The organism is Shewanella sp. 10B (assembly GCF_023475885.1).
Lineage (GTDB): Bacteria > Pseudomonadota > Gammaproteobacteria > Enterobacterales > Shewanellaceae > Shewanella > Shewanella mangrovisoli.
This window is the reverse complement of the sequence record NZ_JAMDJO010000001.1, coordinates 1098215-1114039: the sequence shown is the minus strand read 5'-3', so window position 1 is coordinate 1114039 and position 15825 is coordinate 1098215. Positions and strand designations below refer to the sequence as shown.

Genomic DNA, 15825 nt, shown 5'->3' with positions numbered 1-15825 from the left:
GCACGTATAAAAAAGCCCACGAGAGTGGGCTTTTTTATAACTTAAATCTATCGTTACTTAACCCAAGGGCTCAGTACGGCCGGCGCTTGGCTAAATTGCAATGATGTCAAACTGTTAAGTTGTTCAGTACTCAACTTAAAGCTGGCGTTCACCTGTTGCTCACGCCCATCGAGCGTCACAGTAACGGCTTGCTCTTGAGCAAATTCAAAGTTTAAACCCGCGATTGGCTCCTTAAAGTAGCGCATCGGGAAGCCCTGCATAGCCCCGAGTAAAGCATCCATTTCGCTGGCGATTTGCGCTAGTCGCGCCTTGTCGTATGTTGCTAACGTCTGCTTAGCTCTGACTTGCATCGCAATACCACAGCCCTCAGCCTTGCCCTCAAACTCCAGATTCACTAACGCGCGTTGGTCTTTCAGCGCATCATCAAAGGGAATAAACAATCGCTGCGCCGCAGTATATGTAAGTGGCGTTGAATTTAATTCACTTGAAATGCTGCCACTCTGGATCTGGCAATTAGGCAGCATTGGCACACTAAAGGCGATTTCGACTAACTGATAATTACCCTTATTGACTTGCTTTAGTCTGTCGTAGAAGCCTTTATATTCGAGGGAAATCGTTTCTGCATGCAGGTTTGTTGCACATAGACAAAGCCCCACTAACCACCATTTTTTATACATCCGCCTTCACCAAATATTTTTCATTATGACGTAACATATCGAGTAATTCGTCGATATAAGCTTCTTGCCTTTCAGAATAATTCACTAAGCCATAGATCAGCTGATCGACACTTAACTCGGCTTCCTGAGCGCGTAAATCGGCCCGTATTGAGCGAAACAGTGTATATGCCGTATTCGAGTTCAAATTGCGCATATAGGAAGACACAGAAGCGTCCACCGAGGGAAACACTTTCACTTCATGGGTTTTGCCCGAACCTCGAGAGGATGGCACTATGCCGCAGCCATTACTAAAACACCATTCGCCGAAAAAATTAAAGCCTTCACGGGCAAAACGCGAACTGCCCCAACCCGATTCATTAGCTGCCTGTATCAGCACCATAGATTCGGGAATGATATCGACCCGTTTAAGCAAACTGTTGAGTGATTTTGCATCCACATTACGGGCAGCATATTGATATTTATCAAATAACTGATTGAGCTGTGCTAGCTGCGTATCCGACAGAGAGCTGTCGTTCTCCACTAAGGCCAACATGTCGGTGATAAAGTCACGCTCGGTGGCAATAATGGCGTTTTGCTGTTGAATAATCGGCCTGAGAAAATCAAAAAAGGCACGCTTTTTTTCCGCTACATCATTGATGGCAGAAAAGTCAGGCACTTGAGTAACGGGATCAACGGAGTTTTCCAGTTGGTTAACGATAGATTCAGGCTCATCGATAGTAGGAATGAGCCAGACTCTCAGCGAAAAAATCGCTAAGATCACTAGGGCTAACGCGAGTGTAAACGAACCAATTCTACCTGTTTTCAATAAGTCACCTTTGATATTGAGTCACGTGTGGCAAAATAAGCGCCAGATTATATGTCATATCTTGAAATTCACGAAATGTGGCGACAAAACCGCCCATGCCAAGCGCTGGTATGAGTTTGTTACGCCAAAATGCGATCCCAAGCTTAACTCATACACTTTGGTGCATTTGCAGCGTGAATATTTAGTGCATGCTTTTGACTGAGCTTTTATACTAAGGTTCCGTTAACGCTGGTGTTGGCAAACGAGCCAAAACGAGGCTTCGCAGCACCGCTTAACAACAGGACAGGATTTTATGGGTATTCAGGAAGGAACCCTCATGCAGCATCAAATCTTAAATCAATACAGACACGTGGTCGCCATTGGCGGTGGTCACGGATTAGGCCGCGTGCTCTCATCGCTAGATTTTTTGGGCAATCGTCTCACAGGCATTGTTGCAACCACGGATAATGGTGGCTCTACGGGCAGATTACGGGCCGAACAGGACTGTATTGCGTGGGGCGATCTGCGTAACTGTCTGTCCCAACTTGCCCATCGCCCATCGGTGAGCTCGCAATTATTTGAGTATCGCTTTCAGGGCGAAACTGAACTTAGCGGCCATAATCTGGGCAATTTGATGCTACTTGCCCTCGATAAGCTTTGCGTTAGGCCCCTCGAAGCCGTCAATCTTATTCGGCATATGCTTAAGATTGAAACCAATATCATCCCTATGTCAGAGCAACCAACCCATTTAGTGGCATTACAAGCCTCTGGCTGTAAGGTCTTTGGTGAGGTTAATGTTGATAAAATGAATGAGGCGCCCATTGCCCTATGCCTCGAGCCACAGGTCGATGCGACCGACGAAGCCTGTGAAGCCATCAGCCGCGCGGATCTGATCATCCTAGGTCCCGGGAGCTTCCTGACCAGTATTATGCCACCGCTATTATTGCCCTGCTTTGCCAAAGCCTTAGCGATGACCACTGCGCCAGTAGTCTTTATCGACAATTTGAATGAAGAAACCTCGCCAGCAGGCCAGTTTAGTATTGAACAGCGAATTGCTTGGTGCCATCAAGTGATTGGTAAGCCTGTGATCACTAAGGTGCTGCGCCATTCTGAACAAGTGCGCCTTGGGACTTTAATGAATTACTTCCCGTTAAGGAATAGCCACAATCCGCAATTACACGATCAGGCGGGCCTGCGTGATGCGCTTAGCGCAGTATTGAGAATTAAGTCGGATTTACCGCTAGAGACCTTGGCGTCATAACGACAGATTAATGGCAAACATAAGCGCCTCTCAAGATCCACAATGTAAAAAGGACAGCCTAAGCTGTCCTTTTTAATAAGCCCTCTTCTTATATTAGAAGCTAATTTAGAGGGCTAAATTAGAGTCCTAAATTAAAGAACCTTAGCAATCGCTTTACAGATCACAGGCATATTGGTTTTGGTCATACCGGCAACACTAATACGGCCTGAACCGACGATATAAATACCAAACTCGTCTTTCAAGCGCGCAACCTGCGCTTTGTTTAAGCCAGAGAAGCTAAACATACCATTTTGGCGGGAAATAAAGCTAAAGTCTTGAGTCACACCTTCATCCTTTAAGCTTTGGACGAACAGAGTACGCATCTCGGCGATACGTTCACGCATCTCGGTCAACTCTTGTACCCAAAGTGCTTTTAACGCCGCATCGCTTAAAATGGTGCTAACGATTAACGCACCGTGTGCTGGTGGGTTTGAGTAATTGGCACGAATGGTACGTTTCACTTGGCTAAAGGCACGCACCGCTTCATCGGCATTTTGTGCCACTACAGTCACAGCGCCGATACGCTCGTTATAAAGACCAAAGTTTTTAGAGAAAGAGTTAGCCACTAACAACTCAGGTACTTTTGACGCGACTAAACGTAAACCCGCAGCATCTTCTTCAATACCTGCGCCAAAACCTTGGTAAGCAAAGTCAAACAATGGCACTAACTGCTTGTCTGCGCAGAGATTAGCAACCAATTCCCATTGGGCTAAGGTCAAATCAATGCCCGTTGGGTTATGGCAGCAACCGTGCAGTAGAATAATGTCACCCGCCTGTGCATTGGCGAGACCTGTCATCATGCCGTCGAAATCGATATCGTGGGCGGCGGCGTTGTAGTAGCCGTATTCTTTAACCGTTAAACCCGCAGTTTCGAAAATATTCTGATGGTTCGCCCAAGTTGGGTTACTTACCCACACAGTGCGCGATGGCGTGTTACGCAGTAAAAACTCGGCGGCAATACGCAGTGCACCAGTACCACCAGGTGCCTGAGCGGTCGCTGCACGGGCTGACGTCACAAGCTCACTACCCTCGCCAAATAATAGCTCTTGCACTACGCGGTTATAGGTTTGTACCCCTTCAATACCTAAATAGTTCTTGGTCTTCTCTTGCTCAAGCAATAGGGCTTCTGCTTTCTTCACTGACTGTAATACTGGAGTCTGCCCTGCTTCATCCTTATAAATGCCAACACCGAGGTTCACTTTATCTTGGCGTGGATCGGCCTTGAAGGTATCGGTTAAACCAAGGATGGGATCAGCGGGTGCGAGTACTACCTGAGAGAAAATCATGACTACTTATCCTAAATGTTCACGTGTAGGGGAAATTCGGCTTATTTATACCACTGTCTTAAGAGGGGGAATAGCGCCTATTGCCGCATCTTAAGGAAATAGTTTGCGTATTATGGATTGATTAAAATAAATAACAACTAAATGAGAGATCAATTATCTTGAAGCTGAAATTTTTGATAATTGTGATTTTTAAGAGGCAGATCACTATTCGTTTCAGGATTAATTTGTAGGAGTTGTAACTGGATTTGTGGCAATAAAAAAGGCCTAACGTGTGTTAGGCCTTCTCTATGTTATGGTACCCGAGGCCAGACTTGAACTGGCACGCTGTTACCAGCGAGGGATTTTAAATCCCTTGTGTCTACCGATTCCACCACTCGGGCAAACTCTTTATATTAACGACGGGAATCGTGTCATTAATACCTTAATCTATGGAGGCGCGACCCGGAGTCGAACCGAGATCGACGGATTTGCAATCCGCAGCATAGCCATTCTGCCATCGCGCCATTTTTCCAAACTCGTAAAGAGTTGGAGCGACATATCGGGTTCGAACCGATGACCTATACCTTGGCAAGGTATCGCTCTACCAACTGAGCTAATGTCGCATCGATATCACAGCTTAATGAGTCATTAAGCTTAGGAGTTACGTTGCTACGCTTTCCCCTGACTGCGGATTGGCATTCTACCGATTTAACCTTCAGAGTCAATCAACAAATTTGAAATATTGCGCTTAGCAGCACTGTTTGCCCAATATTCAGCCACAGAGATAAAAACTTGCCGATGGAATAATCAATTTGATGATTTTCTTTGCAACGACAAGGGATGAAGTGATTTTATCCCGCCGTAACAAAGCGCATCATTCCATAAAAAAGCGCCCTACTGGGCGCTTTTTATTGGACGTTTTTATGTGCGTAGCGATTATGCCGGCAGAGACAGAGTCGTCAGACCTAACATGGTCTGCATAACACCGACTACTTGGCAGCTGTAACCAAACTCGTTGTCATACCAAACGTACAGAATGGCACGTTTACCTTCGGCGATGGTCGCTTGCGAATCAACCACACCGGCATAGCGAGAACCCACTAAATCGCTTGATACGATTTCAGTTGAGTCTGTGTAATCGATTTGGTTTTGCAATGGTGATTGCAGCGCCGTGTCTTTCAGGTATTCGTTTAATTCGTCTTTGTTGGTCTCAGCATTAAGGTTCATGCTGATGATCGCCATAGATACGTTTGGCGTTGGCACGCGAATCGCGTTACCCGTCAGTTTACCCGCTAATACTGGCAGAGCTTTAGCAACGGCTTTAGCTGCACCCGTTTCAGTGATCACCATGTTTAATGGTGCACTGCGACCACGACGGTCAGCACTGTGGTAGTTGTCGATCAGGTTTTGATCGTTCGTGTATGAGTGAATCGTCTCAACGTGACCATTCTCGATACCGTACTTGTCATTTACTGCTTTCAGTACTGGTGTGATGGCGTTAGTAGTACAGCTCGCCGCAGACACAATGATATCTTCCGCAGTGATGTCGCCTTCGTTCACACCGTAAACGATGTTCTTGATGGCGCCTTTGGCTGGTGCTGTCAGTAACACTTTGCTCGCACCTGGGCTCTTCAAATGTAAGCCAAGGCCTGCTTCATCTTTCCAAATACCCGTGTTGTCTACCACTAAGGCATCTGTAATGCCGTATTTGGTGTAATCCACTTCATCAGGCGAGTTTGCGTAAATCACTTGGATATAGGTGCCGTTAGCGATGATGGCGTTGTTCTCTTCATCCACTTCAACTGAACCGTTGAATGGACCATGAACAGAGTCACGACGCAGTAAGCTAGCGCGTTTTTCTAAATCGCCCTTCTTACCACCACGTAATACGATAGCGCGCAGTCTTAACTTGTTGCTGCGGCCAGTACGTTCGATCAGTAAGCGCGCTAATAAGCGGCCGATACGACCAAAACCATACAACACGACATCACGCGGGGCGATATCATCAGCATGATCAATCGCCGCCGCTAATTCGCGTGCCATATAGCTTTCAATTTCGTTGGTATCAGTATGTTCAGCCCAGTATTTAACGGCAAGCTTACCAATATCCACTTTACATTGTTTAACAGCGAGTCTGCTTAAGGCTTGAACAAATGGGAAACTCTCGCGTAAACGTAATTTCTCGCCGACATGACGACGAACTAAACGGTGCGCTTTAATAATCTCAATAGTAGAAGCATTGAGTAATGGCTTACCATAAACCACAACTTCGACGCCTTGGTTACGGTACAACTTGCCCAGCAAAGGTTGCATTGCCTCTGCCATTTCAAAACGTTCTTGCCAACTTTGTAGGTGTTTATCAGCGCTCATTTACAGATCCTTTATCTCACTTTTCAATAAAATATATTGAAAGGTTTGAGTAACATGACGAAAAGACCAATAATCTTATGTAGGTTTTAGGGGAAACCCTGTGTTTTGGTCGGCGCCATTGTAATGAAAACTGACCCAGCTTGCCAGTAAGATATTTTCTGTAAATCTGTAATTTTATTAGAGAAAATTGCATTTTGGAGCGTATTTTGAGACAAAATCTAGTAATAATTACATCATTTACCCTCGCGATAAGCCTTTTCGGTTGTGATAATGGCCGAAATATCGAAACGATTTGTAAAAATAATCCTGAAATTTGTGCCGATTTGCATAAGGATGGCTGGTGTTTAACTGAGAAAACGAAGCTGATCCAGAGCCGATTCGACCTATTAGACAACAAAAATCCTACGGGTAAGCAACTTTACCAACAGTTAACTTACCTCGAGGACTACAGTCGTTGTATTGAATTGGCCTCTGGGGTGCAACATATCATCCATACGAATCGCACGGCTGACCGCGCAAGAGCCTTTCGTTTGAGCACACAAAACCTCAGCCGCCTACAGGATGAAACCCGTGAGCGCCAAGATCCCTTTATGTCTTATTATCAATGGACACGTTTTGGCGATACCAGTGCGCTAAACCGGTTATTGGCACAAGAAAATGCTGGCGAAGTCACTGAGCCATTTCTGTTGGCGCAGATCGCCACCTACTACAGCAACCGTAATGCCATCAAAGCGCAACAACTCTATCTTAAAGTGTTTGCAGAAATTCAATACGCTGACTTTGACCCCAATTGGTTGCTTGGGCTTGCCTCTGCCTATCGCCAAACCCAAGCGCTTGAAAAAACTTATATGCTGACAAAGGCCAATTTACTACTTACGCAGCAGAAGTATTCTGAAGATAAGATGCTAGCCTTAATCGGTGGCGACAAAACGCTGGCGGCCAAATTAGATGAATACGCCCAAAACTTAATCGATGCGTTAGAAGATGGTCTCTATTCAACGAGCCCTGTTGCGCTTTGGCTCGCGCCTCAACCCACCGAGGCGTCACCGCCTGCGGCAGCAACTGTCGAGCCAGAGAAGCCTAATTCGCCTTAACTTGCGTTTTGAGGAATGTCGGCAAAATGTTTGCCATCTTGTAATTTTTTATCCAAATGCCTAGCTAAAAATGGTGTTTTCGCGACCGATGTAAAAAAAACACCTAATTTGTTAACCGAATCCCGGCAAAATTGCCGAATTTACTTGACGATAGCTGTCAGTTTGGTAATTTTACTACCAGTTGAATTTTATAATCACCAGAGGGATATGAGATGACTATCCGTGTAGCAATAAATGGTTATGGCCGTATCGGTAGAAACGTATTACGCGCCCTGTATGAAAGCGAAAAAGCTTACCCAATCAAAATTGTTGCCATCAACGATTTAGGCGACGCTTCAATCAACGCTCACCTGACAAAATACGATTCTGTGCATGGTCGTTTCAATGCCAAAGTTGAGCATGATGCGGAAGCTATTTATGTCAACGGCGACAAGATCCTCACCTTCCAAGAGCGCGATCCAGGTAAATTACCTTGGGGTGACTTACAAGTTGACGTCGTGTTCGAATGTACTGGTATCTTCACTTCTAAAGAATCTGTACAGCCACATTTAGCTGCGGGCGCGAAGAAAGTCATTATCTCTGCACCAGGCAAAAACGTTGATGCAACCGTCGTTTACGGTGTTAACAACAATGTGTTGACCGCGGATATGACAGTTATCTCTAACGCATCATGTACCACTAACTGTTTAGCACCTTTCGCTAAGCCGTTAAACGATGAGATTGGTATCGAATCGGGTCTGATGACCACCATCCACGCGTACACCAACGATCAACGTTTATCTGACGTATACCACACAGATTTACGCCGTGCGCGCGCAGCTGCACTGTCTATGATCCCAACTAAAACGGGCGCTGCTGCGGCAGTAGGTTTAGTTGTGCCTGAATTACAAGGTAAATTCGATGGTTTAGCAGTACGTGTACCGACTGTTAACGTGTCTTTAGTGGATTTATCTTTCATTGCAGCACGTGATACCACTGTTGAAGAAGTTAACGCCATCATCGAACGTGCAGCAGCTGTTGCTCCACTGAGCGAAGTGTTAGCCGTCAACAAAGAGCCACTGGTGTCTATCGACTTTAACCACAATGCGTTTTCATCTAACTTCGATGCAACGCAAACCCGCGTTAACGGCCGTTTAGTTAAAGTCATGGCATGGTACGATAACGAATGGGGCTTCAGTAACCGTATGTTAGATAACGCGGTTGCGCTGATGAACGCGAAGTAATCATTCTTCTTTATCAAAAAGCCCCGCTCTTGCGGGGCTTTTTATATACCGATTTCACGACTCATCAATGATTGTCGTTACCAATGCTAGCATTAGGTCACTAATAACTTATATTGGCGAAACATTAATTGACAATACCGCAGGCCACACGCGCACCGCCGCCACCTAAAGGCGCAGGGTGATCGGAATGGTTATCACCACCGGCATGGATCATGATTGCATGGCCTTTAAGATCACTCATTTTTAAACGCGGTGCCAGCACGGCCTGACTTGCAGCACCGTCTGCATCGACAAACAATGGTGGCAAATCACCTAAATGCCCTTCTCCCCATGGCGTGCCGTGGGCTTTCGTGGCGGCAGGATCATAGTGTCCACCTGCCGCACCAGCAGGGACGATTTTTCCATCCTTTTCCTTTGGATCACAACTGCCGTTCTCATGTAGATGGAAACCATGTAATCCCGGCATTAAGCCTTTGAGTGATGGTGTAAATACCACTCCATACTGCGATTCTGAAATGGTCACTTGACCGACACTTTCACCCACACCCTTTTCGTTGACAAGATTCATTGGCACACTCACGTCCGCAAATGCGCTGGCAGCAGACATTGATGCAAGCAGTAACACGATGTTTTTCATACCCTTCTCCATGGTTATCTTATACATAATTGCATGAACACAGCGCAATGAGTGAACTCACCTACGCTTTGCTATATCAAATTTAGGTCAACAACACCGATCCGGTAAGTAAAAGAGCGTGTATTTCTTTAAATTCAAGCATAAATGCATCTATGAAGAATGGCTTCTAAAGCTAGCGCGACTTATTAAGCAGATGCTTAACAGCTTAGCTGCTGAGCAATTTAAGCCAATACAAAAATCCCCGCCAAGTGGCAGGGATTTCGTTTTTCGTGAATGTTATGGACGCTTGATTAAGCGTTGCCTTTCACTTTCATATTCAGTGTTTTGGCGAAATCGAGCATACGCGTCAGCGGAATTAAGGCTTTCACGCGTAAATCTTCATCGACAAAGATCTCATGTGTCGTTTTGTCGCTGTCACTTAATGACGCTTCAATCGCCTTTAAGCCGTTCATCGCCATCCAAGGACAGTGGGCACAGCTCTTACAGGTGGCACCGTTACCACCGGTAGGCGCTTCAATCAGTATTTTACCCGGCGCCGCTTGTTGCATTTTGTAGAAAATACCGCGATCGGTCGCCACAATAAAACGCTCGTTAGCCATGGTTTGTGCAGCTTTAATCAACTGGCTGGTGGAACCGACAGCATCCGCCATCGCCACCACACTCGCGGGTGACTCTGGGTGCACTAAAATCGCCGCATCGGGGTAAACACGCTTTAAATCACGCAGCGCATTGGCCTTAAATTCATCGTGAACGATACAGTCGCCCTGCCACATCAACATCTCGGCGCCCGTTTGTTTGGCAATATAACTGCCTAAATGACGGTCTGGGCCCCAAATGATTTTTTTGCCTTCGCTGTCTAAGTGCTCAACGATTTCAAGGGCAATACTTGAGGTGACCACCCAATCGGCACGGGCTTTTACCGCCGCCGAGGTGTTGGCATAAACGACCACGGTATGATCAGGATGTGCGTCACAGAAGGCGCTGAATTTATCGATGGGGCAACCTAAGTCCAATGAACAGGTCGCCTCAAGAGTCGGCATCAGAATGGTTTTTTCTGGGCTTAAAATTTTGGCGGTTTCACCCATAAACTTCACCCCGGCGACGATTAACGTCTTGGCGGGATGATCGCGGCCAAAGCGCGCCATTTCGAGTGAGTCGGAAACACACCCACCGGTTTCTTCGGCCAGCGCTTGAATTTCAGGGTCGGTATAATAATGGGCAACCAATACCGCATCTTTTTCAATCAGCAGCTGCTTGATACGTGCCTTGTAGTCCGCCTTTTCGGCATCAGACAGAGGAATTGGCTTAGGCGGAAACGGATAATCAATAGTTTCGATTGTTGGGGCAAATGGGCTGGGGCTCATAACAAATCCATCAGGATAACAACGTTCGCGAATTATACGTAATTGGGATCAAAAGATTAACCCATTTATGGCCTGCGAATAAAAAAGGACGCTAAATTGCGTCCTTTTTTGCTGGATTGGCTGTAAGTATTGGCTGATAGCCGATTAGCGCATGGCTAACAGCATATCCTGCGGTTGCTCAAGGTATTGTTTCCACAAGTTACAGAAACGGGCAATAGTACCACCATCGATAACTCGGTGATCCCCAGACCAACTCACTTGCATGATCTGACGCGCTTCCACTTCACCTTTCGCATTAAAGCGAGGCAAGGTTTGTAACTTACCTAATGCGACAATTGCGACTTCCGGTTTATTGATAATCGGCGTTGCGACTGTGCCACCTAAGGCGCCAATATTTGAAATCGAAATTGTGCCTTCTTTAAGATCCGCCGGCGCCACACGGCCGCTACGCGCAGCATTGGTTAAGCGGGTAATCTCGGCAGCGACCTCAAGGATGCTCTTATCTTGCACATCCTTGACGTTTGGTACCAGTAATCCCACCTTAGAGTCGACCGCCATACCTATGTTATGACGCGCCTTGTAGGTGATTTCCGTACAATCAGCATTCACTTGGCTGTTAAGCACTGGGAACTGCGTTAAGGCTAACGACATGGCCTTCATAAAGAATGGCATCATGGTCAGCTTAACTTCGTCGGAAGAGTACTTGGCCTTCATGCTTTCACGCAGTGCGACTAAATCTGTTAAATCAAACTCTTCGCAATAGGTGAAGTGTGGAATGGTTGATACCGATTCCACCATCATTTTTGCCATTACGGCTTTCACGCCACGGATAGGCTCAACAATGTCACCCCGTGCAACGCTTGCCACTGCGGTAGAAACAGTTGATTGAGTAACAGTTGGCGCTACCGCCACTGGCGCAACGGCAGGCACAGCGCCGCCCTGTGCTTGGAAGCGAGTAATGTCTTCCTTATACACACGGCCATGTTTGCCACTACCAGGGACGCGACTTAAATCGATATCTAAGGCACGTGCCATACGGCGAACGGCTGGGCTGGCTAAGGCTTTACCTTGGCGAGCAGGCTCCGAGGACACCGCCGCGCAAGCGGCTGGTGCTGCAGTATTCACAGCGGCGCTTGCTTCCTGTGCATGGCTGACTGGCGCACTAACGCCACCTTCGACCTCAATCGCAAATAGTGGCGCATGTACTTTAGCTAACTGGCCCTTACGGTAGTACAATTTGACAATTTTGCCCGCTTTGATAGCAGGGATTTGCACTAGGGCTTTATCTGTCATCACATCGGCGATGGGTTGATCTTCAACCACAGTATCGCCTTCTTGGACTAACCATTCGACCAGTTCACACTCAACAATGCCTTCGCCAATATCGGGTAGCAGAAACTCTTCTACGCTCGTACCGGACGCGCTGGCTTGGCTTACAGGTGTTTGCGTCGCTGTGTGTACTTCAGGCAGAGATGCTGCAACAGGTGCGGCTTCGTCAACCTCAATCTGCACGGCATAAAGCGGTGCATGCACCTTAGCGATATCGCCTTTGGCGTAATACAGCTTGGTCACGACTCCCGCAAAAGGCGCCGGAATTTGCACTAAGGCTTTGTCGGTCATCACATCGGCGATGGGCTGATCTTCAGCAATCGTATCGCCCTCTTGCACCAACCACTCGACGAGCTCACACTCGACAACGCCTTCACCAATGTCCGGCAAAATAAAATCTTTAATCATACCGGACTCCTAGAAGTTCACCGATGCCTTAATGGCTTCAAAGGTTTTGAGCGCATCGGGCATATATTCTTTTTCGTGGACCAGTGGATATGGGGTATCTAGACCACATACACGGCTGATGGGTGATTCTAAATACAGGAAACATTCCTGCTGAATCGTCGCCGCGATTTCACCGGCAAAACCACCCGTCAATGGCGCTTCGTGGTTGATCAGTAAACGGCCTGTCTTCTTCACAGAATCGGCAATGGTATCTACATCCCAAGGCGCGAGTGTACGTAGGTCGATAATTTCGCAGGAAATCCCCTCTTTTGCCGCCATGTCAGCCGCTTTTTCGATGATTTCCATCTGTGCGCCCCAGGCTACTAAGGTGATATCTTTCCCTTCTCGGACCACTTCGGCTTTACCCAGCTCGATTTCATAATCGCCCGAAGGGACTTCACCCACTGAAGCACGGTATAAACGCTTTGGCTCGAAGAACACCACAGGGTTTTTATCGCGAATAGAGGCTAATAATAAGCCCTTGGCCTGCTCTGGATTACGTGGCACAACCACTTTTAAGCCTGGGGTTTGGGTAAAATAAGCTTCTGGCGATTGTGAATGATAATGGCCGCCCGCAATACCGCCACCATAAGGTGTACGAAACACTAGGCTTCCCACGTTAAATTCATTACCGCTGCGGTAACGGAATTTAGCTGATTCATTCACTATCTGATCGAACGCTGGAAAGATATAATCGGCGAACTGGATTTCCGCTACGGCGGTCATGCCATTAGAGGCTAAACCGTTGGCAAAACCCGCGATGCCTTGTTCAGTCAGCGGCGTGTTAAAGCAGCGGCTGCGACCAAACTTTTCCTGTAAACCTGAGGTTGCGCGAAACACACCACCAAAGTGGCCAACGTCTTCACCAAATACCACCATGCGCTCGTCAGATTGCATGGCGATAGACAAGGCCTCATTGACGGCCTGTAACATATTCATTTCTGCCACGGCTTATAGCCTCCCTGCACTTTTGGGATAGGATTGCGGATATTTCTTGATGTGTTCTTTAAGTTCACTCAGCTGCTTTTTCAGCGCTGGTGTTGGCTTGTCGTACACATCTTCAATGATCTCATCCAGCATAGGGATAGGTAATTTTTCAGCGACTTTAACGGCGGCTAACACTTCTTCACGGTACTTTTCGTAACGCTGGGCATCATCGGCTTCGGCCAACCAGCCTTTGTTGATCAACCATAACTTGAAGCGTTTGACTGGATCGTGTTGCTGCCACTTCGCCTCTTCTTCTTTGGAGCGATAGCCAGAAGGATCGTCAGAAGATGAGTGCGCGCCAAGGCGATAAGTCATGGCTTCAATCAACACGGGGGCATTATGCTCAATTGCATAGGCACGCGCCTGTTGCGTCGCCGCTAACACCGCCAGCATATCGTTACCGTCGACACGAATGGTGTGCATACCGTAACCCACACCGCGGCTAGCGATACCGTTACCGGCAAACTGCTCTTCGGTTGGAGTAGAAATCGCATAACCATTGTTACGGCAGAAGAAAATCACTGGGCATTTTAACACCGCCGCCATATTCAAGCCGGCGTGGAAGTCACCTTCAGACGCAGCGCCTTCACCGAAATAACAGACGGCAACATTACGTTTGCCCTGCATTTTCAGGCTATAACCGACACCTGTCGCTTGCGGGATTTGCGTGGCCAATGGCGATGAAATGGTTTGGTAGTTTAACGCCGCACAGCCGTAGTGGATTGGCATTTGGCGACCTTTACCTAAGTCCTTCTCATTGCTGAACATTTGGTTCATAAACTGGTCAGTGGTAAAACCACGATAACGCAGCGCCGCATGTTCACGATATTGCGCGAGGATCACGTCCTCAGAATCAAGCGCCGCGACACTGCCGACGATTGCTGCTTCTTCACCCGTACAGGTCATATAGAAGCTGATCCGTCCCTGACGCTGCGCGCCTAACATACGTTCGTCGAGTACCCGCGTGAACACGCAAGTATCGTAAATTTTGGTGGCTAAGGCTTCATCTATTACAGGCAAAACCGCGGTTTCATAGGTAGTGCCGTCTGCTTGTAGAATTCGAAGGATAGGAATGTGAAGCGATGCCTTATCCAAGAAGCCGACACGGTGCACTGTATCAGTGTTGAGTGTTGCTTTGCTCATATTGTGCTCTTGTTATCTCGTTACGCCATGGAAAATCCACAACGCCTAATTTATACGAATATGCCGGATGAACATTACGTTAACGTAAACTACCTATCAACCGTTGGCACAGTTCAAACGACAACTAATCCCCTGTGTGCATGTATATAATGCTTTACAAAACTAGCGAACATCTGGCGCGACTGAAGGGATCAGGCAAATCACAGTGCGATTGCCGATAGGCACCTTAGCATTGGGGAAGACAATCGCTTCAAATTCCTGTTCGACTTTAATTTCCTGCCCCCCCTCTTGGGCCAATACAAAGCCTTTCGGGAAAGCTCGGAAGTTTTCGACATCGGTCGCGAAGGTAAATTCAAAATCATCAAAATGTTTGTTAATCACCCGGCACACTTGATATAGATTCACCTTATCCGCTGAGAATGGCTCAAGCGCTAAGGGTTTGTCTGTGATAAGGCGCATAAACATCTCTTGGGCGGCAATAAAACGCGTCATATCGTTTTGCCCCATGGGATACACCTTACCTAATTCAATGGTAAAGGCATCGGCGCCATACTGCTCGGAGGAAAAATAACTAAAAGTCGTCGTCGGCTCATGGTGAAATAACACAGTATCTACGCCACTGGCGGCTAAAAACATGATTTGCTCGGCGCTGTAAGCCCGGCCGGGACGATAGGGATAAATTGCAAACTTTTCGTGTTTTGACGCCCGCATCGCCGTGTGCAAATCGTAGTGGATCCGCTGGCGCCCTGCGGCTGCGCCGTTAAAGAAGCGGTCGACATAGGCTTCTAATTTTTTCGCCCGCACCCGTTCAGGATTCACTAATCCCGGCGGATTTGAATGCTCACCACTAAACAGACGATTCATGTTCTCGTCGATAATGCGAGTGCCATTATTAATCGCTAAAGGGTTGCCAATAAGAAACAGCGTGCGTTGTTTGGCGATGATTTTTTGTTGGAGAAGCTGTTTGATTAAGGTATTGCAGAGTTCGATGGGGGCGGTTTCATTACCGTGGACACCGCAGGAGAGAATGACATCCTTACCTTGGGCTTGTGCTGGCTCAAAGACAATGACACCCGTGTCCCACACCTCGACTCGAGTATGTTCCCCTAAGGTGAAACTAAACTCATCACCGAGGGTTTGCGGATTGGCTAGGGTCAGCGCGAGAAAATCCTTCGAATCTAACAGAGCTTGTAACACAGAATTCT

Annotated in this window: 13 protein-coding genes and 3 tRNA genes; 3 read left to right on the top strand and 13 right to left on the bottom strand. The window is 47.2% G+C overall.

Annotation, left to right across the window (positions count from 1 at the left end):
- Positions 1-53: 53 nt before the first annotated feature.
- Both M0415_RS04755 and M0415_RS04750 read right to left on the bottom strand, forming a co-directional pair.
- Positions 54-677: a DUF2987 domain-containing protein gene (locus M0415_RS04755; RefSeq protein WP_249555317.1), complete on the bottom strand. Its 624-nt coding sequence runs from the start codon at positions 675-677 to the stop codon at positions 54-56.
- Complete coding sequence (locus M0415_RS04750) at positions 670-1482, bottom strand: glucosaminidase domain-containing protein (protein WP_249555319.1); 813 nt, start codon at positions 1480-1482, stop codon at positions 670-672. The genes M0415_RS04755 and M0415_RS04750 overlap by 8 nt, the downstream gene beginning before the upstream one ends.
- Before the next feature lie 316 nt (positions 1483-1798).
- Between M0415_RS04750 and M0415_RS04745 the strand changes: the two genes are divergently transcribed.
- Positions 1799-2722: a YvcK family protein gene (locus tag M0415_RS04745; protein ID WP_249555321.1), complete on the top strand. Its 924-nt coding sequence runs from the start codon at positions 1799-1801 to the stop codon at positions 2720-2722.
- Positions 2723-2853: 131 nt separating this feature from the next.
- On the opposite strand, the gene M0415_RS04740 is transcribed toward M0415_RS04745, so the two are convergent.
- The 5 genes from M0415_RS04740 to M0415_RS04720 form a co-directional block, all read right to left on the bottom strand.
- Positions 2854-4047, bottom strand: coding sequence for an amino acid aminotransferase (locus tag M0415_RS04740; protein ID WP_249555323.1), 1194 nt, complete (start codon positions 4045-4047; stop codon positions 2854-2856).
- A gap of 293 nt (positions 4048-4340) precedes the next feature.
- A tRNA-Leu gene (locus tag M0415_RS04735) sits at positions 4341-4427 on the bottom strand.
- A 49-nt stretch (positions 4428-4476) separates the two neighbouring features.
- A tRNA-Cys gene (locus tag M0415_RS04730) sits at positions 4477-4550 on the bottom strand.
- Positions 4551-4573: 23 nt separating this feature from the next.
- Positions 4574-4649 (bottom strand) — tRNA-Gly (locus tag M0415_RS04725).
- 313 nt (positions 4650-4962) lie between these two features.
- Positions 4963-6396, bottom strand: a complete 1434-nt coding sequence (locus M0415_RS04720) for a glyceraldehyde-3-phosphate dehydrogenase (protein ID WP_011622785.1) — start codon at positions 6394-6396, stop codon at positions 4963-4965.
- A gap of 206 nt (positions 6397-6602) precedes the next feature.
- On the opposite strand from M0415_RS04720, the gene M0415_RS04715 reads away from it, so the two are divergent.
- Together M0415_RS04715 and gap are read left to right on the top strand one after the other, a co-directional pair.
- Positions 6603-7490: a DUF2989 domain-containing protein gene (locus M0415_RS04715; RefSeq protein ID WP_249555325.1), complete on the top strand. Its 888-nt coding sequence runs from the start codon at positions 6603-6605 to the stop codon at positions 7488-7490.
- A 212-nt stretch (positions 7491-7702) separates the two neighbouring features.
- A complete protein-coding gene (gene gap, locus M0415_RS04710) occupies positions 7703-8713 on the top strand; it encodes a type I glyceraldehyde-3-phosphate dehydrogenase (RefSeq protein WP_011622787.1) in 1011 nt (336 codons plus the stop codon).
- Between the two features lie 124 nt (positions 8714-8837).
- On the opposite strand, the gene sodC is transcribed toward gap, so the two are convergent.
- The 6 genes from sodC to astE form a co-directional block, all read right to left on the bottom strand.
- A complete protein-coding gene (sodC, locus tag M0415_RS04705; protein ID WP_249555327.1) occupies positions 8838-9350 on the bottom strand; it encodes a superoxide dismutase [Cu-Zn] SodC in 513 nt (170 codons plus the stop codon).
- A gap of 290 nt (positions 9351-9640) precedes the next feature.
- Positions 9641-10714 (bottom strand): quinolinate synthase NadA, encoded by a 1074-nt coding sequence (gene nadA, locus M0415_RS04700; RefSeq protein WP_249555329.1) that lies wholly within the window; start codon positions 10712-10714, stop codon positions 9641-9643.
- A gap of 144 nt (positions 10715-10858) precedes the next feature.
- Positions 10859-12451: a dihydrolipoyllysine-residue acetyltransferase gene (locus M0415_RS04695; protein WP_249555331.1), complete on the bottom strand. Its 1593-nt coding sequence runs from the start codon at positions 12449-12451 to the stop codon at positions 10859-10861.
- A gap of 9 nt (positions 12452-12460) precedes the next feature.
- Positions 12461-13438, bottom strand: a complete 978-nt coding sequence (locus M0415_RS04690; protein ID WP_249555333.1) for an alpha-ketoacid dehydrogenase subunit beta — start codon at positions 13436-13438, stop codon at positions 12461-12463.
- A 3-nt stretch (positions 13439-13441) separates the two neighbouring features.
- Positions 13442-14620 (bottom strand): thiamine pyrophosphate-dependent dehydrogenase E1 component subunit alpha, encoded by a 1179-nt coding sequence (locus M0415_RS04685; protein ID WP_249555335.1) that lies wholly within the window; start codon positions 14618-14620, stop codon positions 13442-13444.
- A 162-nt stretch (positions 14621-14782) separates the two neighbouring features.
- Positions 14783-15817, bottom strand: coding sequence for a succinylglutamate desuccinylase (astE, locus tag M0415_RS04680; protein ID WP_249555337.1), 1035 nt, complete (start codon positions 15815-15817; stop codon positions 14783-14785).
- Positions 15818-15825 lie beyond the last annotated feature (8 nt).